Annotated in this window: 21 protein-coding genes; 10 read left to right on the forward strand and 11 right to left on the reverse strand. The window is 73.6% G+C overall.

Annotated elements, in window-relative coordinates; genetic code table 11:
• Positions 1 to 441: 441 nt before the first annotated feature.
• Together BIU89_RS03860 and BIU89_RS03865 are read right to left on the reverse strand one after the other, a co-directional pair.
• On the reverse strand, positions 442 to 1,260 hold the full coding sequence (locus BIU89_RS03860) for an ABC transporter ATP-binding protein (protein ID WP_071244802.1): 819 nt from the start codon (positions 1,258 to 1,260) through the stop codon (positions 442 to 444).
• Positions 1,260 to 2,162 carry a siderophore-interacting protein gene (locus tag BIU89_RS03865; RefSeq protein ID WP_254791477.1) on the reverse strand — a complete coding sequence of 301 codons (903 nt, stop codon included), beginning with the start codon at positions 2,160 to 2,162 and terminating at the stop codon, positions 1,260 to 1,262. The genes BIU89_RS03860 and BIU89_RS03865 overlap by 1 nt, the downstream gene beginning before the upstream one ends.
• Positions 2,163 to 2,228: 66 nt before the next feature.
• Here BIU89_RS03865 and BIU89_RS03870 point away from each other — a divergent pair, with 66 nt between their 5' ends.
• The 6 genes from BIU89_RS03870 to BIU89_RS03895 are packed head-to-tail and all read left to right on the forward strand — an operon-like array spanning position 2,229 to position 8,312.
• Positions 2,229 to 3,239, forward strand: a complete 1,011-nt coding sequence (locus BIU89_RS03870; protein ID WP_071244804.1) for an alpha/beta fold hydrolase — start codon at positions 2,229 to 2,231, stop codon at positions 3,237 to 3,239.
• Complete coding sequence (locus tag BIU89_RS03875) at positions 3,236 to 4,780, forward strand: ABC transporter substrate-binding protein (protein ID WP_071244805.1); 1,545 nt, start codon at positions 3,236 to 3,238, stop codon at positions 4,778 to 4,780. The genes BIU89_RS03870 and BIU89_RS03875 overlap by 4 nt, the downstream gene beginning before the upstream one ends.
• A 46-nt stretch (positions 4,781 to 4,826) precedes the next feature.
• Positions 4,827 to 5,780, forward strand: a complete 954-nt coding sequence (locus BIU89_RS03880) for an ABC transporter permease (RefSeq protein ID WP_071244806.1) — start codon at positions 4,827 to 4,829, stop codon at positions 5,778 to 5,780.
• Positions 5,777 to 6,691 carry an ABC transporter permease gene (locus tag BIU89_RS03885; RefSeq protein WP_071244807.1) on the forward strand — a complete coding sequence of 305 codons (915 nt, stop codon included), beginning with the start codon at positions 5,777 to 5,779 and terminating at the stop codon, positions 6,689 to 6,691. Before BIU89_RS03880 ends, BIU89_RS03885 begins: the two co-directional genes overlap by 4 nt.
• On the forward strand, positions 6,688 to 7,530 hold the full coding sequence (locus BIU89_RS03890; protein ID WP_139178776.1) for an ABC transporter ATP-binding protein: 843 nt from the start codon (positions 6,688 to 6,690) through the stop codon (positions 7,528 to 7,530). The genes BIU89_RS03885 and BIU89_RS03890 overlap by 4 nt, the downstream gene beginning before the upstream one ends.
• Positions 7,527 to 8,312, forward strand: a complete 786-nt coding sequence (locus BIU89_RS03895) for an ABC transporter ATP-binding protein (protein ID WP_071244808.1) — start codon at positions 7,527 to 7,529, stop codon at positions 8,310 to 8,312. Before BIU89_RS03890 ends, BIU89_RS03895 begins: the two co-directional genes overlap by 4 nt.
• A gap of 255 nt (positions 8,313 to 8,567) precedes the next feature.
• On the opposite strand, the gene BIU89_RS03900 is transcribed toward BIU89_RS03895, so the two are convergent.
• Positions 8,568 to 10,013, reverse strand: a complete 1,446-nt coding sequence (locus BIU89_RS03900) for an amidase (RefSeq protein ID WP_071244809.1) — start codon at positions 10,011 to 10,013, stop codon at positions 8,568 to 8,570.
• Between the two features lie 40 nt (positions 10,014 to 10,053).
• On the opposite strand from BIU89_RS03900, the gene BIU89_RS03905 reads away from it, so the two are divergent.
• Complete coding sequence (locus tag BIU89_RS03905; RefSeq protein ID WP_071244810.1) at positions 10,054 to 10,353, forward strand: hypothetical protein; 300 nt, start codon at positions 10,054 to 10,056, stop codon at positions 10,351 to 10,353.
• A gap of 36 nt (positions 10,354 to 10,389) precedes the next feature.
• On the opposite strand, the gene BIU89_RS03910 is transcribed toward BIU89_RS03905, so the two are convergent.
• Complete coding sequence (locus BIU89_RS03910; protein WP_071244811.1) at positions 10,390 to 10,806, reverse strand: HIT family protein; 417 nt, start codon at positions 10,804 to 10,806, stop codon at positions 10,390 to 10,392.
• Between the two features lie 52 nt (positions 10,807 to 10,858).
• Between BIU89_RS03910 and BIU89_RS03915 the strand changes: the two genes are divergently transcribed.
• Both BIU89_RS03915 and BIU89_RS03920 read left to right on the forward strand, forming a co-directional pair.
• Positions 10,859 to 12,532 (forward strand): ABC-F family ATP-binding cassette domain-containing protein, encoded by a 1,674-nt coding sequence (locus BIU89_RS03915; protein ID WP_071244812.1) that lies wholly within the window; start codon positions 10,859 to 10,861, stop codon positions 12,530 to 12,532.
• A 24-nt stretch (positions 12,533 to 12,556) separates the two neighbouring features.
• Entirely contained in the window at positions 12,557 to 13,468 is a 912-nt protein-coding gene (locus BIU89_RS03920; RefSeq protein ID WP_071244813.1) for a L,D-transpeptidase, read from the forward strand.
• Between the two features lie 22 nt (positions 13,469 to 13,490).
• On the opposite strand, the gene BIU89_RS03925 is transcribed toward BIU89_RS03920, so the two are convergent.
• Genes BIU89_RS03925 through BIU89_RS03935 form a run of 3 tightly spaced genes read right to left on the reverse strand, consistent with a single transcriptional unit; the run spans position 13,491 to position 16,916 of the window.
• Positions 13,491 to 14,771 (reverse strand): cytochrome P450, encoded by a 1,281-nt coding sequence (locus BIU89_RS03925; RefSeq protein ID WP_254791478.1) that lies wholly within the window; start codon positions 14,769 to 14,771, stop codon positions 13,491 to 13,493.
• 28 nt (positions 14,772 to 14,799) lie between these two features.
• Entirely contained in the window at positions 14,800 to 15,363 is a 564-nt protein-coding gene (locus BIU89_RS03930) for a gluconokinase (RefSeq protein WP_071244815.1), read from the reverse strand.
• Positions 15,360 to 16,916 carry a GntP family permease gene (locus BIU89_RS03935; protein ID WP_071244816.1) on the reverse strand — a complete coding sequence of 519 codons (1,557 nt, stop codon included), beginning with the start codon at positions 16,914 to 16,916 and terminating at the stop codon, positions 15,360 to 15,362. The genes BIU89_RS03930 and BIU89_RS03935 overlap by 4 nt, the downstream gene beginning before the upstream one ends.
• Before the next feature lie 207 nt (positions 16,917 to 17,123).
• Between BIU89_RS03935 and BIU89_RS03940 the strand changes: the two genes are divergently transcribed.
• Positions 17,124 to 17,822 (forward strand): FadR/GntR family transcriptional regulator, encoded by a 699-nt coding sequence (locus tag BIU89_RS03940; protein ID WP_071244817.1) that lies wholly within the window; start codon positions 17,124 to 17,126, stop codon positions 17,820 to 17,822.
• Positions 17,823 to 17,946: 124 nt separating this feature from the next.
• On the opposite strand, the gene BIU89_RS03945 is transcribed toward BIU89_RS03940, so the two are convergent.
• From BIU89_RS03945 to BIU89_RS03960, 4 genes are read right to left on the reverse strand one after another with little or no spacing between them, the layout of a single operon-like run.
• The gene (locus BIU89_RS03945) at positions 17,947 to 18,552 is read right to left on the reverse strand and encodes a GNAT family N-acetyltransferase (protein WP_027465815.1); all 606 of its coding nucleotides are present in this window, start codon (positions 18,550 to 18,552) and stop codon (positions 17,947 to 17,949) included.
• Positions 18,553 to 18,561: 9 nt separating this feature from the next.
• Positions 18,562 to 19,245, reverse strand: coding sequence for a uracil-DNA glycosylase (locus BIU89_RS03950; RefSeq protein WP_071244818.1), 684 nt, complete (start codon positions 19,243 to 19,245; stop codon positions 18,562 to 18,564).
• A 5-nt stretch (positions 19,246 to 19,250) separates the two neighbouring features.
• Positions 19,251 to 19,970: a Type 1 glutamine amidotransferase-like domain-containing protein gene (locus tag BIU89_RS03955; protein WP_071244819.1), complete on the reverse strand. Its 720-nt coding sequence runs from the start codon at positions 19,968 to 19,970 to the stop codon at positions 19,251 to 19,253.
• Positions 19,967 to 20,494 (reverse strand): phosphoribosyltransferase, encoded by a 528-nt coding sequence (locus tag BIU89_RS03960; RefSeq protein ID WP_051596753.1) that lies wholly within the window; start codon positions 20,492 to 20,494, stop codon positions 19,967 to 19,969. The genes BIU89_RS03955 and BIU89_RS03960 overlap by 4 nt, the downstream gene beginning before the upstream one ends.
• Positions 20,495 to 20,566 lie beyond the last annotated feature (72 nt).

Genomic DNA, 20,566 nt, shown 5'->3' on the forward strand with positions numbered 1-20,566 from the left:
CCCCCAACTGCACCCGCCCGTCGGTCACAACACCCCGCCGGGAGCGCGGCGAGCGGTCGCAGACCGTCGCCTGCGGCGCCGCCAGCCGACAGTTCGTGACCACCCCGCGCCTGGGCCACGACGTGTCGTGACCACTCGGCGGCAGGCCCGCCAGGCGACGAGACGCGACCAGTCGACGGCCTGGAGGCGCGTGGCGGGCCCGCCCCGAGCCTCCCGGCCGCCACGCCCCACCCCCAACTGCACCCGCCCGCCGGTCACAACACCCCGCCGGGAGCGCGGCGAGCGGTCGCAGACCGTCGCCTGCGGCGCCGCCAACCGACAGTTCGTGACCACACGGCGCCCGGGCCACGACGTGTCGTGACCACTCGGCGGCAGGCCCGCCAAACGGCGGCGGGCCCAGCCCAGCCCAGCCAGCCAGGCGGCGGCAGCGCCGCCCGCGCGTCAGGCCGCGCGCCGCCGCGGCACCACGAGCGGCGTGCCGGTCTCGGGGTCGGGGACGACGACGCACGGCAGGCCGAAGACGTCCTCGACGAGGTCCGCGGTGAGCACCGACGCCGGCTCCCCCGCCGAGACGATCGCCCCGTCGCGCATCGCGATGACGTGGGTGGCGTAGCGCGCAGCCTGGTTCAGGTCGTGCAGCACCGCGACGACCGTGCGACCGGCGGCGTGCAGCGTGGAGGCCAGTTCGAGCACGTCGTACTGGTGGGCGATGTCGAGGAACGTCGTCGGCTCGTCGAGCAGCACGATGTCGGTCTGCTGCGCGAGCACCATCGCGATCCACACCCGCTGCCGCTGCCCGCCGGAGAGCTCGTCGACGCTCCGGTCCGCCAGTTCCACCGTCTCGGTCTGCTCGAGTGCGGCCTGCACGGCCTGCCGGTCGGACCCGGAGGACGGGTGCAGCAGGTCCTGGTGCGGGAACCGGCCCCGGGACACGAGGTCACGCACGGTGATGCCGTCGGGGGCGATCGGGGTCTGCGGGAGCATGCCGACCCGCCGGGCGACGGCCTTCGGGCGGTACGAGTCGATCGGCGCCCCGTCGAGGAACACCGTGCCGGCACGCGGCTTCAGGGTGCGGGCGAAGGACTTCAGCAGCGTCGACTTGCCGCAGGCGTTGGGCCCGACGATGACCGTCAGCTCGCCGTCGGGGATGTCGACGTCAAGCGTGTCCACCACGACCCGGTCGTCGTAGGCCAGGGTCAGCCCGCGGGCCCCGAGCGCGGTGGTCGGGACCGGACCGAGCGCGGTGCCCGCGTCCGACATCAGTGCTCGGCCTTGCCGTGCCGCCAGTACCCCATGAACGCGACCTGCTTGCGGTCGATGCCGACGCCGCGCACCAGGTGGCGGCGGAGTTCCTTGACGCAGCCGGCCTCACCAGCGATCCAGGCGTACACGGGGCGCTCGTCGACCGGGGCGGGGACGTCCCAAAGCACCTGCTCGTCGACGTCGACGTCGGTGAGCTCGGCGGCCGGCTCGCACGCGGCGGCGGACGACGGCGCGACGGTGGAGGCCCAGGCGTGCACCTGGTCGGTCATCCGGACCCCGTGGGTGGCGCCGTTGCGGGCGATCCAGCGGACCTCGACCCCGGCGGGCGCGGTGACCGGCAACCGGTCGGCGTCGGTGGGCACCTCGATGAAGACGTGGCCGACGGTCGAGACGTCGAGCGCTTCGAGGATGGCGCAGATGGCCGGTGCGGCGGTCTCGTCCCCGGCGAGCAGGATCCGGTTCGCGTGCCCGGGAGCGAACTCGGCGGCCCCGGTCGGCAGGTCCTCCGGCGACTCGGGGACCCGCGGCCCGACGATGCGCAGCTCGTCACCGACGCGGCAGGCCGACACCCAGCGCGACGCCGGGCCGGTGTCGCCGTGCGCGACGAAGTCGATGTCGAGCTCGCGAGCGTCCGGGCGGAACGAGCGGACCGTGTACGTGCGGAGCGGGTTGCGGGTCTCGTCCGGCAGCGCGCGCCAGGCGGCGTACCAGTCCTCGACCTCCGGCAGTTCGGAGAAGCCGATGCCGGGCAGCGGCAGCACGATCTTGATCCGCTGGTCGAGACCGACCGAGGAGAAGTCGGCGAGCGCGTCGCCCGTCAGCGTCACCCGGACGAAGTTCGGGGTGAGCGACGTGACGGCGGCCACGCGGACGGAGAAGACGCGATACCGGGTTGCCACGGAATCGAGTATGGCATGCCTTACCTAACGTCTCCAGACCCCCGGAACGGTGCGAGGATCGTCCCCGTGTCCGAAGCCCCCGACGACGAATTCGCCGACCTGCCCGCCCTCGCCAGCGCGAGCGGCGTGGACGCGCCGCTCCGCGCCTCCAGGCAGGTGGTCCGCACCGCGGACGGACAGGAGATCTCCGCGATCCGGTGGGGCGACGACGGCCAGGAGGCCCGGATCACCTACCTGCACGGGCTCGGCATCGACGCCCACAGCTTCGACACCACGGCACTCGTCGTGGGCGAGCCGGCGGTCGCCCTCGACCTGCCCGGCCACGGCCGGTCGTCGTGGCGGGAGGACGCGGACTACGCGGCGACCGCGACGGCGCCGAGCGTGCTCGCCGCGCTCGACGCGCTCGCGGTGCCGCCGGGCATCGTCGTCGGCCACTCGCTCGGTGCCATCCTGTCCGCCCGACTCGCGGCCACCGCACCGGAGCGGGTCACCGGACTCGTGCTCGTCGACATGTCGCCGGACTTCGCACAGCGTGCGGTGGACCGGATCGCCCGCGCGCTCGAGGCCGAGGAGCCGTTCGAGTCGCTCGAGCAGGTCGTCGACCGGGCGATCGAGGCACGGGTCGGCGACGACCGGCAGGTGCTGCTGCGCGAGGCCCGGCACACCACGGCCCTCGGTGCGGACGGGCGGCTCGTGCGCCGTCACCACTTCCCGCACCTGCCCGCCGGGCGGACGTCGTCGGTGGGGCGCTTCGCCGATGCGTGGCCGGACCTCGAGGCGCTGCGCGTTCCGATCCTGCTCGTCCGGGGTGACCGCGGGTACGTCTCCCCGAAGCTGCACGCCGGGTTCGCCGAACGCCTGCCGGACGCCGAGATCGTGACGGTCACCTCGCGGCACGCGGTGCAGAACCAGGCGCCCCTCGAACTGGCTTCGGCGATCCGGGCATGGGCCGAGCGGCACGGATTGTTGCACCCGATCGAAGAACCGTCGCCGGACGGCACCAGCCGCCGGTACCCTCGTGCGAGCGCGAGGCCCGATCCCAGCCCTCGTGCCCGGAAGGAACCCACCACCCCATGAGTCCGCTCCTGCCCCGTCGCACCGCGCGCACCTCGCGCATCGGGCGCGCTGCCCTCGCCGCCACCGCGGTCGCCGTCGTCTCCGCCCTGGCGCTGGCCGGCTGCTCCGGCTCGTCCGACACCACCGGCGGCAAGGACGCCACGGTGCGCGTCGGGCTGGTGCTCGAGCCGACGAGTCTCGACATCCGCACCCAGTCCGGGGCGGCGCTCGACCAGGTGCTCAGCGACAACGTGTACCAGGGGCTCGTCGGCCGGACCGCGGACGGCGAGATCCGTGACGTGCTGGCCTCGTCGCACGAGGTCTCGGACGACGGCCTGACCTACACGTTCACGCTGCGGGACGGCACGACGTTCCAGGACGGCAAGCCGGTCACCGCGGCCGACGTCGTGTGGTCGCTCGAGCAGGTCAAGTCGAACGACTCGTACGTCGACTCCGCCAAGCTCGCGGGCGTCACGTCGATCACCTCGCCGTCGGACGACTCCGTCGTGCTGAAACTCGCGAAGCCGGACTCCGACCTGCTCTGGAACCTGACCGGCCGCTCCGGTCTGGTGCTCGAGAAGGCCGCGGACAACGACCTGTCCGACAGCGCGAACGGCACCGGTCCGTTCGAGGTGGCCGACTGGAAGCAGGGCGACTCGCTCACCTTCGACCGCAACGAGGACTACTGGGGCACGAAGGCGAAGGTCGCGAAGATCGTCTTCCGGTACATCACGGACCCGTCGACCGCCGTCAACGCGATGGCGAACGGTGACCTCGACGTCCTGAACCCGGTCGACGGCACGCTCAAGAGCCAGCTGCAGGGCAACGCCGACATCGCACTGCACAGCGGCAAGACGACCGACAAGTACACGCTGGCGTTCAACAACCGCAAGGAACCCTTCACGGACGAGCGCGTGCGCCGGGCCATCCGGCAGGCGATCGACGCGAAGGCGCTCATCAAGGCGATCGGCGGCACCGGCGTGGAGCAGGGCGGCCCGATCCCGGAGCTCGACCCCGGCTACGAGGACCTCACCGACATCGACGCGTACGACCCCGCGAACGCGAAGAAGCTCCTGGCCGCCGCCGGCCAGCAGGACCTGAAGCTGACGCTCACCTACGCGAACATCTACCCGACCACGATCGGCGACGTGCTGAAGTCGCAGCTCGCCGACGTCGGGATCACCCTGACGGTCAAGCGTGTCGACTTCGCCACCTGGCTGTCCTCGGTGTTCCAGGCACCGAAGTCCGGCGAGCGGGACTTCGACCTGTCGATGGTCGACCACGTCGAGGCCCGTGACTTCGGCAACTGGGCGAACCCGGACTACTACTTCGGCTACGACAACGCGGAGGTGCAGGCGCTCTACGCCCAGTCGATCGCGGCGACCGACGAGGCCACGAAGACCGAGGCACTCCGCAAGGCTGCACGCATCGTCAGCGAGGACGCGGCCGGCGAGTGGCTCTACACGGCGACCGAGATCACCGCGGTGCGCTCCGGCGTGACGGGCTTCCCGGTCGACGGCGGGAACTCGCGCCTCGACCTGGCGAAGCTCGCGGTCAAGTGAACCGGAGCGGCCGCGGCGGGGTGTCCGTCCCCGTAGCATCGGTGTCGTGACCCGGTTCCTCATCGGGCGGGTGCTCCTGCTCGTCGTCGGCCTGCTCGTGGCGAGCGTCATCATCTTCGCCACGCTCCGCGTGCTGCCCGGTGACGTCGCCCAGGTCGTCGCCGGCACGCAGTCGACCCCCGCGCAGGTGGAACAGCTCCGGCAGCAGCTCGGACTCGACCGGCCCGTCGTGGTGCAGTACCTCGACTGGATCGGTGGGGTGTTCCGTGGTGACCTCGGCCGCTCCCTGGTGACGAACGGTGCCGTCGCGCCGGAGATCGCGCAGAAGCTCGCGATCACCCTGCCGCTCGCCGCGATGTCGCTGGCGACCGCACTGGTGATCGGCGTCCCGCTCGGGGTGGTCGCCGCGGTGCTCCGTCGCCGCCCGGGTGGTGCGGTGATCGGGTTCGCGGCGCAAGCGGTCGCCGCCGTGCCCGTCGTGTGGGCCGGCATGCTCCTCGTCGCCCTGTTCGCGGTGACGCTGCACTGGCTGCCGACGCAGGGCTTCCCGCTCGACGGCTGGTCGGAACCCGGGCGGGCGCTCGCATCGCTCGTGCTGCCCGCGCTGACGATCGGTGCCGTCGAGGGCGCCGTGATCCTCCGGTTCACCCGGTCCGCCACGCTCTCCGTCCTCGACGCCGACCACCTGCGCACCGCCGCCGCCGTCGGGCTCACCCGCACGCAGGCGCTGCTCCGCCACGGTCTGCCGAGCGTCGCCCTCACGGTGCTCGCCGTGCTCGGTGTCCAGATCGCCGGGCTGCTCGTCGGTGCCGTCGTCGTCGAGCAGCTGTTCTCCCTGCCCGGGGTGGGCCGGATGCTCGTGACCGACGTCGGCCGCCGCGACATCACGAAGGTGCAGTCGGAACTGCTCGTGCTCACCGGACTCGTGCTGCTCGTCGGGTTCGCCGTCGACGTCGTGCACCGCACCCTCGACCCCCGACAGCGCGAGGTGCAGGGATGATCCGCCGCCTGGTGTCCCGACCGACCGGGGTCTTCGCCGTCGTCGTGCTCGGCCTGCTGCTCGTGCTCGCCGCCGTGTCGCTCGTCTGGACGCCGCAGAACCCGTTCCGCGCCGACCCGTTCCACCAGTGGGAGGGGCCGAGCGCCGCGCACTGGTTCGGCACCGACGCCGCCGGCCGCGACATCGCAAGCTACCTGCTCGCCGGCACCCGCACCACCGTGCTCGTCGCCGTCGGCTCCGGGGTGATCGCGAGCGTCGTCGGCATCGTCCTCACCGCGATCGGTTCGCTGACCGCCCGCTGCGTGCGCGAGGGCACCGCGGTCCTGCTCGACATCCTGGTGGCGTTCCCGACCCTGCTCACCGCGATGCTCCTGACCGCGGTGTTCGGCGGGTCGCTCGGCGTCGTGATCGTCAGCGTCGGGCTGTCCTTCGGCGTGACGATCGCCCGCGTGGCCCGCGGTGAGATCCGGCGGATCGCCCGCAGCGACTACGTGACCGCGGCGCGGGCGTCCGGTGTCGGCGGTGCCGGGGTGCTCTTCCGCCACCTGGTACCGAACGCGGCGCCGCTGTTCACCGTACAGCTGTCGCTCGCGATGGCCACCGCCGTGCTCGCCGAGGCCGGGCTGTCCTACCTGGGCTACGGCGCCGGGTCGGACACCGCGTCGTGGGGCAGCCTGCTGTCCGACCTGCAGACCTACATCGGGGTCCACCCCTGGAGTGCGACCTGGCCGGGAGCCGCCATCGCGATCGTCGTCGCGGCACTGTCGTTGCTCGGCGACGCGGTGCGTGACGCCTCGGACCCGCGGCTGACGACGAGCGACCGCACGACGACCGACGGCACGACGACCGACGGCACCGCGAGCGACCGGAGCGCCGACCCGGCGACGACCACGCCGGGGGTGACCGCATGACCGACCACGCAGCCGACACCGCCCACAGCACCGGCACCGGCACCGGCACCGCCCACGCCACCGCAGCCTCCGGGCTCGAGGTGCGCGGGTTGTCGGTCCGCATCACGGGGCGGACGATCCTCGACGACGTCAGCTTCACCGTGCCTCCCGGCCAGCGCGTCGGCGTGATCGGCGCGAGCGGATCCGGCAAGTCGATGACCTCGCTCGCCCTGATGGGCCTGGCGCCCACCGGCGCCGTCGTGACCGGCAGCGTCCGCCTGGACGGCACCGAACTCGTCGGCCTGCCCGACCGCGAGCGCGCGCGGCACCGTGGGTCGGGCATCGCGATGGTGTTCCAGGAGCCGGGGACCGCGCTCGACCCGCTGCGCCGGGTCGGCGCGCAGATCGCGGAGCCGCTCCGGCTGCACCGCGGGCTCGACCGGCGTGCGGCCCGCGCGGCGGCCGTCGACCTGGCGGCGTCCGTGGGCCTGCCCGACCCGGAGTCACTGCTGCGGCAGTACCCGCACCAGCTGTCCGGCGGGCAGCGGCAGCGGATCTGCATCGCGATGGCGATGGCGGGCGAGCCGTCGTACCTGGTGGCCGACGAACCGACCACGGCGCTCGACGTCACCACCGAGGCCCGCATCCTCGACCTCTTCGAGCACCTGCCGGCGGGCATGGTGTTCGTCACCCACGACCTCGCCGTGCTCGCGCGCATCGCCGACACCGCCGTGGTGCTCGACGCCGGCCGAGTGGTCGAGCAGGGCCGCGTCGCGGACCTGCTCGCCGCACCGCAGCACCCCGCCACCGCCGCGCTCGTCGACGCCGCACGTGCCACCGCCAGGAGGACCGCCCCGTGACCCTCCCCGTCCTCGAGGCCACCGGTCTCCACCGCACCTACCGACTCCCCCGCCGTGGCCCGTTCGAGCCCGGTCCGGTCCGCACCGCCGTCGACGGTGTCGACCTGACGGTCGCCCCCGGCGCACGGCTCGGCATCGTCGGCGAATCGGGATCCGGCAAGTCCACGCTGGTCCGGCTGCTCGCCGGCCTGGAGGCCCCTTCCGCAGGCACCGTCGCCGCCTCCGGCCGTCCGGTGGTCGCGTCCCGGTCCGCGCGTGCGTTGCGCTGGTTCCGTCGCGAGACCGGGGTGGTGTTCCAGGACCCGTACGCGTCCCTCGACCCGCGGATGCGCGTCGGCGCGATCGTCGCCGAGCCGCTGCGGGCCCTGCGGGTCCCGGGCTCGCACGACGACCTGGTCCGTGCCGTGCTGGAGCGCGTCGACCTGCCCGCCGACACGGTCGACCGGTACCCGCACGAGTTCTCCGGCGGGCAGCGACAGCGGATCGCGATCGCCCGGGCCGTGGTGCACTCGCCGCGGATCCTGTTCGGCGACGAGCCGATGAGCGCCCTCGACGTGGTGGTCCGCGCTCGGGTCATCGAGCTGTTCCGGTCGCTCGCCGACGACCTCGGGCTGACGCTCGTGCTGGTGTCGCACGACATCGGCGTCGTGCAGCGGCTGTGCGACACGGTCGCGGTGATGTCCGACGGCCGGATCGTCGAGCACGGGCCGGTGTCGCTCCTCGACGCGCCGCAGCACCCGGTCACGCGGGCGTTGGTGGCGGCGGCGCCCACGCTGCCGTAGGCGAGCTGCGCGGGGGTCGCGCGGGGACGGGGCGGCGCCGGGTGCAGACGTGGAACGACACCGTCGACGTCGTACGACACCGACATCGTCGCCCGTGCGCGCGTGCAACCGTTGCGGATGCGCTGGTGCGACAGGGTCGCTGTCGTACGACGACGACTTCGTCGCACCGGCTCGACGCACCCGACGCACGAGACGCTCGAGCACGCCGCGCGCGTCGGGCGGGAGCCGCGCGACGACCCAGCCCCGGGCCTCCCGTCAGGCGGTCCAGGCAGCCGGGTGCCGCCGCTGCCAGCGCAACCGGCGCTCGAGCTGCGCGCCGATCGCGAGCAGGACGCGCTCACCTCCGGGGCGTCCGATCAGCTGCACGCCCATCGGCAGCCCGCCACCGTCGGGGTGGTCATCCTCGGTCACGCCGACCGGCAGGGTGATCGCGGGGAGCCCGGACACGTTCGCCATCGACGTCCACGGTGAGTACGCGCACTGGCGGCGGAAGTCCTCGTCCGGGTCGTCGCCGTACCAGCCGAGGGGGCGCGGCGTCATCGCGAGGGTCGGCGTGAGCACCGCGTCGAACCGGTCGAACGCGCCGACGAGCGTCGTCGAGAAGGTGTCGAGCGTCGTCATCGCGTCGAGGACCTGCGTGCCGGACAGTGCCCGTCCGCGTGCCACGAGCCACGCCACGAGCGGGGTCAGCGACGACAGGTCGATGCCGGGCACCTGCGGCAGTCGGGCGGCCGAGCTCTCCCACGCCACCCGGAACGCGTCGGCGTACGGCACACGGGGCATCCGGACGTCCTCGACGCCGTGCCCGACCTCGCCGAGCACCCGCACGGCGGTCTCCACGGCGGCCCGGGCCGCGGGGTCGACGACCACGTCGACGGTGTCGTCCCACGGCGAGCCCTCGAGCACCCCGACGACGAACCGGCCCTCGCCGCGGACGGCAGCCGCGGTGAACGGCCCCTCGCCGACGTCGGGGGTGACGAGCGCGTAGGGCGACGGCTCGGGCAGCCCGGTCGGCGCGACCAGCGCGTCGAGGAGCATGCCCGCATCGGCGACGGACCGGGTGAGCGGCCCGGCGACGGACAGGCCGCCGACGCCGGAGCGGCCGGGCATCGACGGCACGCGGCCGCGGCTCGGCTTCAGCCCGACGAGTCCGGTCGCCGCGGCGGGGATCCGCACCGATCCGCCGCCGTCCGAACCGACCGCGGCCGGCAACAGTCCGGCGGCGACGGCGACGGCCGCACCGCTCGACGACCCGCCGGGCGCGCGCGTGGTGTCGTAGGGGTTCCGCGTCACGCCGAGCCGGGTCTCGGACGACGAGGACATGCCGAACTCCGGTGACGCGGTCTTGCCGAGGCTGACGGTGCCGGCCGCGTCGAGCGCGGCGACGAGCGGGTGGTCGGCCGACGCGGGACGCTCCGGCAGGCTCGCGGTGCCGTTCCGCGTGGGGACGCCGGCGCGGTCGTACAGGTCCTTGTCGGCGGACGGGAGGCCCCACAACGGTCTCGACGTCGGCACCAGGTGGCCGAGGCGATCGGCTCGGGCCCGGGCAGCGTCCGCGGTGACCGTCACGAAGGCGCCGAGTCCGGCGTCCAGGCGTTCCACGCGGGACAGGTAGTGCTCGGTGACCTCGAGGGCGGTCGCCTCGCCCCGGCGGATCCAGTCCCAGAGTTCCTGTGCGGAGAGGTGGTGGAGTTCGAACACGGCTCCGAGCCTAGGCGGCGGTGGCCCGTATCCTTCGACGGTGGACACCACTCTCCCCTCCGGCACGACGAAGCGCCGGATCGAACTCCGGCTCGTCCGGCCCCTGTTCGCCTGGTTCGCCCGGCCGACCGTCACCGTCGACGGGGTGGGGCACCCGGCCCAGTGGGGCACCGGCACGTGGGCGGTGCCGGACGACGGCGACACGGTGATCGGCGTGTACCTGTTCAACCGCGCGTGGCGGTTCGGGGCGGCCTCGGTGTCGGTCGGCGGCGCGACGGCGCTGGACTACCGGGGCGGGCTGCTGCCGGTGGGTCCGGGTCGGTTGACGCCGCGCGGCTGAGGGTCGCGCCGGGCCGGGCAGGGTCTGCTCGGGCGGCTACTCGAACATCTCGGCGAGGAGCGCGTGCGGGTCACCGTCGACCACGTGCGCCGATCGTCGCTCCGGCCAGTGCGTCGTGGCGTCGTCCGGCCAGCACGGCACGACGTGGAGGTGCAGGTGCGGCACGCTCTGGCCGGCGTCTGCACCCGATGCCTGCAGCACGACGGTCCCGGTCGCGCCGAGGGCACCCTTCATCGCACGGGCGACGCGCTGCGCCAGTGCCGTGGTGGCGGCGAGTGCCGTGGGGCCGGCGGTGAGCAGGTCGGCGGTGTGCTCGACCGGCACGACCAGGGTGTGCCCCGGAGCGAGCACCGAGTCGGGCAGGGGTGCGAAGGCGACGGCGTGCTCCTCGCGTTCGACCCACACGGCGGGTTCGTCACCGGCGATCACGGCACAGAAGACGCAGGAGTCCATCGACCCAGTCTGCTGCACGTGGGGTGCCCGCTCCGCGTGGGACGATGGGCGCATGACCGCCACGCTCGTCGCCAAGGGCCTGTCCGGCGGGTACGCCGCTCGCACGCTGTTCGACTCCCTCGACCTGACGGTGGCGCCGGGCGACGTGATCGGGGTCGTCGGCGTGAACGGTGCCGGCAAGTCCACGCTGCTCCGGCTGCTGGCCGGGGTCGACGAGCCGCTGGCGGGCACGGTGTCCCTGGCCCCGACGGACGCGTTCGTGGGGTGGCTCCCCCAGGAGCACGAGCGCATCGCGGGCGAGACCGTCGCGGCGTACCTCGGGCGGCGGACCGGCTGCACCGAGGCGACCGCGACGATGGACGCAGCGGCGGCGGCGCTCGGCGACCCCGATGCCGGCGACGCAGCGGCCGACCGGTACTCGGCGGCGCTCGACCGCTGGCTCGCCGCGGGGGCCGCGGATCTGGAGGACCGGATCCCGGCGGTGCTCGCCGACCTCGGCCTCGAACCCGGCACCGGCGACTCCGGTGCGGACGGCGTCGGCCCGGACTCCCTGATGACCGCGCTGTCCGGCGGGCAGGTCGCCCGCGTCGGGCTCGCCGCGCTGCTGCTCTCGCGGTTCGACATCGTCCTGCTCGACGAACCGACCAACGACCTCGACCTCGACGGCCTCGGCCGGCTCGAGGCGTTCGTGCGCGGGCTGCGCGGCGGGGTGGTGCTCGTCAGCCACGACCGTGAGTTCCTGGCGCGCTCGGTGACCTCGGTGCTCGAGCTCGACCTGGCGCAGTCGTCGAACCGGCTGTTCGGCGGCGGGTACGACTCGTTCCTCGAGGAGCGCGAGATCGCCCGGCAGCACAAGCGTGACGCGTACGACGAGTTCGCGTCGACGAAGGCTGACCTGGTCTCGCGGGCACGGACGCAGCGCGAGTGGTCGAGCCAGGGTGTCCGGAACGCCATGAAGAAGAGCCCGGACAACGACAAGATCCGCCGCCGTGCCGCCTCGGAGTCGAGTGAGAAGCAGGCGCAGAAGGTCCGGCAGATGGAGTCCCGCATCGCCCGGCTCGACGAGGTCGAGGAGCCGCGCAAGGAGTGGCAGCTCGAGTTCACGATCGGCAGTGCACCCCGGTCGTCGGCCGTCGTCGCGACGCTGTCGGACGCCACGTTCACCCAGGGCGACTTCACCCTCGGCCCGGTCTCGCTGCAGGTCGACGGCGGTGACCGGATCGGCATCACCGGTCCGAACGGCGCCGGCAAGTCGACCCTGCTGCGGGCGCTGCTCGGCAAGCAGGCACCGACGACGGGCACGGCGTCGCTCGGCTCGAGCGTGGCGGTCGGCGAGGTCGACCAGGCGCGTGCGGCGTTCACCGGCGACCAGCCCCTGGCGGCGGCGTTCGAGGCGATCGTGCCCGAGTACACCACCGCCGACGTCCGGACGCTGCTCGCGAAGTTCGGGCTGAAGGCGGACCACGTCGGCCGACCGGCCTCGGCGCTCTCCCCGGGCGAGCGCACCCGGGCCGGGCTCGCGCTGCTGCAGGCTCGCGGGGTGAACGTGCTCGTGCTCGACGAGCCGACCAACCACCTCGACCTGACCGCGATCGAGCAGCTCGAGCAGGCGCTGGAGTCCTACGACGGGACCCTGCTGCTCGTCACACACGACCGGCGCATGCTGGAGACCGTCCGACTCGACCGGCAGTGGCGGGTCGAGGGCGGCACCGTCACCGAACGCTGACGGATCGACCGAGGGGGACGCACCATGCGACGCAGCACCTGGATCGCGACGACCGCCGGGGTGGTGGTGCTCGCCGTCGCGGCCGTCGTGGTGGGGGTGACCGTCGGGTCGCCGGCACCGGAGCCGACCCGGGCGGCGCGGGCGACGACGACTCCGACCCCGAGCGCCACGCCGACGCCGACACCCGCGGCCGTCCCCGCCGCACCGTCCGACGCGACCCTGGCCGCGCTGCCGTTGGCGTTCCACGACGCCGTCGTGCCGCAGTTGCTCGACGGCGGGGACGTGGAGCCCGAGGACACCTGGCAGATCGCGACCCCGCGCACGCCGCTCGTCGCCCTGTACGCGAGCCCGTCCGGCCGCGCCCGACCGGTGGCGACCCTGTCCCACCTGGTGTCGACGATCAACCGGCCCGCGGCGACCGCGGTGTGGGGTCGCTCCCCCGGCCGGGACGGCGGGATGCTCCTGGTGTCGACGCCGTCCCGCAACCGCACCCCCGGTGACGGCGGCGACCCGGACGCGCCGAGCGCGACGTTCGCCTGGGCCCGGGCGGCCGACTTCACCGTGACGGGGACCGACCGGATGATCCGGGTCGACGTCGCCGCCAGCACGGTGTCCGTCGTCACCCGGTCGGGAAAGGTCACCGCGACCGAGGCCGCCCGGCTCGGGACGCCGGAGGACCCCACACCGGCCGACACCGCCACCTACGTCGAGGCGGCGTACGTCGACACCCGCGTCGCGTACACGCAGGGCAACCCGATCATCCTGACCGGGGCGCACTCGTCCCGGATCCCGTCGTACGGCGGCAACGCTGCGCTGACCGCGTTGCACTACTACCCGGACCCGACCGGCAGCTCGCACGGCTGCGTCCGGATCTCGGCGGAGATGACCCGCACCCTGGCGGCGCTGCCCGTCGGCACCCCGATCCGGTTCGACTGAGACGGGGTCGACCGAGAACGGGTCAGTGGAAGGGGCAGCGGCCCCGGACCTCGCCACCCGAGGCCGGCTTCGTCGGCAGCCGGCGGCGGTCCACCTGCAGCCCCTCGTCGAGGATCGTCAGCCGCGGGTCGCTCAGCACCGAGACCGCGGCCGCGAGCGCGGCGACGGCGACCTTCTCGCCGGGGCACCGGTGTCCCGTGGCGACGTCGGCGCCGCCGTGCGGGACGAACGTCGTGATCGCCTCGAAGTCGTCCACGCCGAGGAACCGCGACGGGTCGAAGTCGCCCGCACGGTCCCACGAACGCTCGTCGGTGTCGGTCCCGGTGATGTCGAGCACCACGCGCCCGCCGGCGGGCAGGTGCTGGCCGTCCAGCTCGACGTCCGTGGTAGCCCAGGCGGGCAGCATCGGCACGAACGGCGCCGTCCGGCGGATCTCCTGCGCGAAGGCCACGGCGAGCGGGCCGTCGACGCGCGGCCCGTCAGCGGTGTCGGCCGCCGCGCTCTCGGCGGCGATCCGTGCCCGCCACTCCGGCCGGTCGTGCAGCTCCTTCGCCGCGAACGCCACGAACCGGGCCACCGCGATGGCTGGCCGGATGCTGTTCTGCAGTTCGATGCCGGCCAGCCGCGCCGGCAGCAGCGCCCCGGAGGGGTCCCGGTGCCACGCCCACTCGTGCAGTGCGGTGTGCGGCTCGGGGGTCAAGCGGCCACCGCGCACGGCCTCGACCAGCCGCCGGGCATGCCGGTCCGACCAGTGCCGGTTCAGGACGGCCTGCAGGTACTCCGGTGAGTACGGCACCCCGAACCCGTCGACGACCTGGGCGAGCCGTGCCGCCCACCGGGTCTTCGCCGCCGGCGTCCCCGGTAGTCCGGCCCACCGCATGACCGCGCGGCCGATCGCGCCGACGGCCGCGTCGTACGCCGATCGGGTCCCGCCGGCGAGCCAGGCGTCGCGTTCGGTCGCCCACTCCCGGGTCAGCAGGGGTGCGAGCCGCCGGACCTGCTCGTCCTCGTACGCGACGTCGACGAAGGTCGCCTTGCGGTGGTGGTGCTCCGCCCCGTCGAGGCTGTGCACCGACCCGACGCCGAACAGCGTCCGCTGCACGATGGCCGGCATCGCACCGTGGCGTGCCGTGCGGTCGCCGTCGTAGAACAGCGCGACGCCCTCGGCACCACGCACGAGCAGCGCCGGACGTCCGAGCAGTCGGAAGCCCACGGCCCGCGCCCCCGGCCGGGTCCGGCGCCACAGGTGGGCACCGAACCCGTAGCCACGGGTCAGGAGCGAGAGGGAGTCGTCGAGCGCCATGCAGCCCATGCTGCCGAGCGCCGCCCGATCAGGCTCTCGGGATCCGGACCAGTCCGAGCCGCGCCACGACCTCGGCGCTCTCCTCTTCGGGGGTGCGGTCGGCGGCGATCGTCAGGTGGGCCTCGTCGGGCTGCGGCGGCTCGAGCGTGGCGAGCTGCGACTGCAGCAGCGACGTCGGCATGAAGTGCCCGGAACGCTGCGACATCCGCTCCTCGATGAGCGCGCCGTCACCGGCCACGTGCACGAACACCACCCCGGGGGCCCGCAGCACGTCGCGGTACGAGCGCTTCAGAGCCGAGCAGGTCACGACGCCGTTCGTCCCGGCGTCCAGGTGTCCGCGGATCCAGCCGGCGACGACGTCGAGCCACGGCCAGCGGTCCTCGTCGGTGAGCGGGGTGCCGGCGTGCATCTTGTCGACGTTCGCCGGCGGGTGCATCGCGTCACCCTCGGCGAACTCCCACCCGACCTGCTCCGCCACCATGGCGGCGACGGTCGACTTGCCAGACCCGGAGACCCCCATCACCACCAGGACGCGGGCGTCCAGCCCGGCGTCGGACGCACCGGCAGCAGCAACTCCTCCTGCGCCGCTCATCGGATGAACACCCCGGCCAGCAGGACCCCGAGCAGACCGAACACCGAGATGAGGCACTCGAGCACCGTCCACGTCTTGAACGTCTGCCCCACCGTGGTGCCGAGGTACCCCTTCACCAGCCAGAACCCGGCGTCGTTCACGTGCGACAGGAACACCGAGCCGGCACCGATCGCGAGCACGAGCAGCGACGTCATCGGCGTCGACAGGTCGGCGGCGATCGGCGCCATGATGCCGGCGGCGGTCACGGTGGCGACCGTGGCCGACCCGGTCGCCACGCGGACCAGTGCCGAGACGACCCAGGCGACGAGCAGCACCGAGACACCGGAGTCCTTGACGGCGTCGGCGATCACGCCGCCGATCCCGGTGTCGATGAGCACCTGCTTGAAGCCACCGCCGGCACCGACGATGAGCAGCACGCCGGCGATCGGGGGCAGGGCGCTCTCGAGCGACTTCGACACCGCCGAGCGGTCCATGCCACCGCCGATCGCGAAGAAGACCATCGCGTAGACGGCCGCGATGCCGATGGCGATCATCGGCGAACCGAGGAAGTCGAGCAGGCTCACCCACGAGCCGGCGGCGTCGGGGGCGGTGGCCTCACGGATCGCCTGGGCGAGCATGAGCACGACCGGCAGCAGGATGCCGATCAGGGCGACGGTGAACGACGGGCTGCGCGGCTCGCTGATGACGCGCGTGAAGTCGCTCTTGCCGTTGGGCAGGGACGCGGTGTCCTGCGTGGCGGGGCCGCGCCGGGCCTCCCGTCCGGGGTGTGCCGGGTCGTCGGCGAAGGAGGCGGACCCGGAACCCGACCCCGAACCCGGGCCGGCGGTGGCGACCGCCCCACGCGATCCGAACATGTCGGGGACGGGGATGTCGACCCAGCGGGCCGCGAACCGGGCGAAGAGCGGGCCGGCCAGGATGATCACCGGGATCGCCAGCACGATGCCGAAGGCGAGCGTGGTGCCGAGGTTCGCACCGACGGTGGAGATCGCGACGAGCGGCCCGGGGTGCGGCGGGACGAACGCGTGCATCGTCGACAGGCCGACCAGGGCGGGGACGGCGATCTTCATGATCGGCACCTCGCTCCGCTTGGCGACCAGCACGATGATCGGGATGAGCAGGACGAGCCCGACCTCGAAGAACATCGGCAGCCCGATGAGCGCCCCGATCAGGGCCATCGTCCACGGCAGCGCCGCCTTCGACGACTTCCGCACCAGGGTGTCCACCACGCGGTCCGCTGCGCCGGAGTCGACGAGCATCTTGCCGAACATCGCCCCGAGCCCGACCAGGATGCCGACACTCGTCATGGTCGCGCCGAAGCCGTCACCGAAGCTCGTGACCGCCTTGTCCGGCGCCAGGCCCGCGCCGATCCCGACGCCGAGCGCGCCGATCGTGAGCGCGATGAACGGGTGCACCTTGAGCCAGGTGATGAGCGCGATGATCACCACGATGCCGACGAGCGCCGCGATGATCAGCTGCGGGATCGAACCGGACGGGTCGACTGTCTCGGTGGTGCCACCCGCGGCGAGCAGGTGGTCCGGGAGAGCGTGAGGCATCAGCGCCCCTTCCTGGAGTCGCTGCTGCGCGGCTCCGTCGCCTTCGTGTCGAGGGTGGACTGGCGCGACGAACGCCGACCCTCAATAATCTGATTAATCAGACTATACGACGTCGTCCCGCGCGCCAACCGCCCGTCTCCGGAGTCTGCCGCTTCGATGGGACCGGCGTCACGACGACCGCGTGACCCGTACTGCACGGAGGAAACGATGCCCACCGCACGCGGACTGCACGCCCACGTGCTCGACACCCTGGGCCAGCGGATCGTCGACGGCGACCTGGCCACAGGTGCCGTCGTCCGACCCGAACTGGTGGCCGACGAGTTCGGGGTGTCCCGCTCGGTCGTCCGCGAGGCCCTGCGCGTCCTGCAGTCCCTCGGCCTGGTCGAGCCCCGGCAGCGCGTCGGCACGCTCGTCCGCGACATCACCGCGTGGGAGCTGCTCGCCCCGACCGTGATCCGGTGGCGCGGTACCTCACCGGCGTACTTCGTGCAGCAGCGGGAGCTCGTCGAACTCCGGCTCGGCGTCGAACCGGTCGCGGCGTCCCTGACCGCCGGCTGCGAGGGCGCGGACGCCGTGCTCGCCGCCGCCGAGGACATGCTCGACGCCTGCGGGCGCGAGGACAGCCGCGCCTACCTGGAGGCCGACGTCCGCTTCCACCGTGCACTGCTCACCGGGTCGGGGAACGCCGTGTTCGCGCACTTCGCCGGCACGGTCGAGGCCCTGCTCCGCACCCGCACGTCGGAGTCGCGCGACCCCATCACGCGCTGGACGCGCGAGGCGGCGCTCCGGCACCAGGCCGTCGGACGCGCAGCGGTCGACGGTGACGCGGACGCGGCGGCGGCGGCCGCCACCGCGCTGCTCCGCGTGACGCGCGACGAGTTCATCACCGAGGCGCCGGCGGGCTGACCCGGCCACGGCGGTCCGGCGCGACCAGGGGACGGCCTGGAGGCGCGTGCCGGGCCCGCCACGGGCCTCCCGTCCGCCCTGCCCACGTTCGCCTGCGTGACGCGCGTCGACCGCGTCGGCTCCGTCAGCGTCGTCGCGCGAACAGCCGCGGGCCGCGCAGGCGGAGCCGCATCGTGACGGTGCCGAGCCAGCGGTCGTACTTGTAGCCGACCTTGCCCATCCGGCCGACCTCCTCGAAGCCGAGCCGCTCGTGCAGCCGGATCGACGCCTCGGCCTGGCGGTCCGCGATGACGGCGACGACCTCGCGCACGCCGGCCGAACGGCACTCGTCGAGCAGCGCCTCCATCAGCGCGCGGCCGAGCCCCTTGCCGCCGGACGCGGCACCGAGGTAGATCGAGTCCTCGACGACGTGGTTCGAGCGGTCCCGGGGGTTCCACGCGTCGACCAGGGCGTACCCGAGGATCTGCCCGGCGGGGTTCTCCGCCACCAGGAACGGCAGGCGGCGCTTCCGGATGTCGTCGTAGCGCTTCTTCCACGCGGCGTACGTGAACGCCGCCGGGTCGAACGTCACCGACGAGTTGCGGACGTAGTGCGTGTGGATCTCGCGCACGTGGGGCAGGTCCCCCACCTCGGCCGCACGGATGCGGTACTCGAAGGCCGTCTCGGTCGCCGCCGGGGCACGCAGGTGTCGCGGCAGGACCCGCCGTCGCTGGTATTCCTCCTCGAGCACGTGCCGAGCCTACTGAGCGGGCAGCGTCCAGTCGACGGGCGGTGCGCCCTGCGACTCGAGCAGCGCGTTCACCTGCGAGAACGGGCGGCTGCCGAAGAACCCGCGCGACGCACTGAGCGGGCTCGGGTGGGCCGAGGCGACGACCGGGGTGTCGCCGAGGAGCGGTCGCACCGACCCGGCCTGGGCACCCCAGAGCACGGCGACGAGCGGGGTCCCACTGGCGACCAGCGCGCGGACGGCCTGGTCGGTCACCGCCTCCCAGCCCTTGCCGCGGTGGCTGCCGGCCTCGCCCGCCTGCACGGTGAGCACCCGGTTGAGCAGCAGGACGCCCTGGTCGGACCAGGCCCGCAGGTCACCGTGCTGCGGCGGGGTCACCCCGAGGTCGTCGGCGAGCTCGCGGTAGATGTTCGCCAGGCTGCGCGGCACCGGACGGACGGCGGGGTCGACCGCGAACGACAGACCGATCGGGTGGCCCGGCGTCGGGTACGGGTCCTGCCCGACGACCAGCACCCTGACGGCGTCGAACGGGGTCGTGAACGCGCGGAGGACGTCGCCGCCGGCGGGCAGGTAGTGGCGACCGGCCGCGGTCTCGTCCCGCAGCCATGCGCCGATCCGGTGCACGTCGGCTTCGACAGGTGCGAGCGCCGACGCCCAACCGGCGTCGACCAGGTCGGCGAGCGGGCGGGGTTCCACGTCGCCTACGCGCCCATGGTGGCGACGGCCACCGACTCCTCGCCTGCCATCACGCGCCAGACGCTGCCGGTCCCCCGGACCTCGAGCGCGCCCTCGCCGACGACGAGCGTGGTGTCTTCGTCGATCGCGAGTCCGGCGGTGACGAACTCGGCCTCGGCGCTGGCGATGAGCCGCGCGAGGGTGCCGGCCTGCACCGCGTGCACGTCGATGGTCAGGTCGACCAGGCCGAGGCCCTCGCGGAGCTCGACCTCGTCCAGCCCCTCGGACGCCGCCTCGGGGCAGATCTCGACGCCGCCGATGCGCCAGCCGCCCACCAGGGCACGGTCGGCGGCGATCATCGCACCGGCCGAGTAGCCGAGGTAGGGCAGACCGTCGGAGACGAGCAGCCGGAGCTGGTCGACGAGCGGGGCGATCGCCGCCAGGTAGTCGGGGGTGACGCCGCCACCGACCACCAGGGCGTCGACGTCGCTCAGGACCGTGGTGTCGAAGACCTGACCGGCCGCGACCTCGGTGACGAGCACCTCGGCCGTGCGCGGGCCGCCGAGGACCTCCGCGATGTCGGCGGTCGATGACGGGCTGCCGCCGTCCGGGCCCGCCACCGAGAGCAGGGCGATGCGCGGGACGCTCCGGCCGACCGCTGCCGAACGGGCGGTGGCCTCGGCGAGGAACGGCGCTGCGACGTCCGAGGCGGCGAACAGACCGCCGCCGACCAGGTGGATGCTCACGACTCGGCCGTCACGGGGGCGAGGGCGCTCCACGGGAACGTGATCCAGCCGTCGACCCGACGCCACACGTGGTCGGGCTCGAGGACGGTGCCGGGCTTCGAGTACAGGCAGGCGCTCCGGACGTCGGCACCGGCGTTCCGGATGATGTCGACCACCAGGCGCAGGGTGCGGCCGGAGTCCGACACGTCGTCGACGACGAGGACCCGCTTGCCCGCCAGGCTCGGGGCGTCGAGGGCGGGGGCGAGCACGACCGGCTCCTCCAGCCGCTGCTCGACGTCGGTGTAGAACTCGACGTTGATCGAGCCGCACTCCTTGGTGCCGAGCGCGTATGCCACGGCGCCGGCGATGATCAGTCCGCCGCGGGCGACGGCGACGACGACCTCGGGCTCGAAGCCGCTGGACAGGACGTCCTTGGCGAGCAGGCGTGCGGCGTCACCGAACTCCAGCCAGCCGAGTACCTCGGGCCCGCTCGTCACGGTCACGGTGGACGGAGCCGCGGGCTCGGGTTCGCTGCTGATCGGCATCCGACCACGGTACCGGCAGGGAGCCCACGCCCGCGACCCGCGGCCGCCGCCCGGGCGCTGCGCGGGTCCGGC

Origin of the sequence: Curtobacterium sp. MCBA15_005, from assembly GCF_001864855.1 — a bacterium.
Classification (GTDB): domain Bacteria; phylum Actinomycetota; class Actinomycetes; order Actinomycetales; family Microbacteriaceae; genus Curtobacterium; species Curtobacterium flaccumfaciens.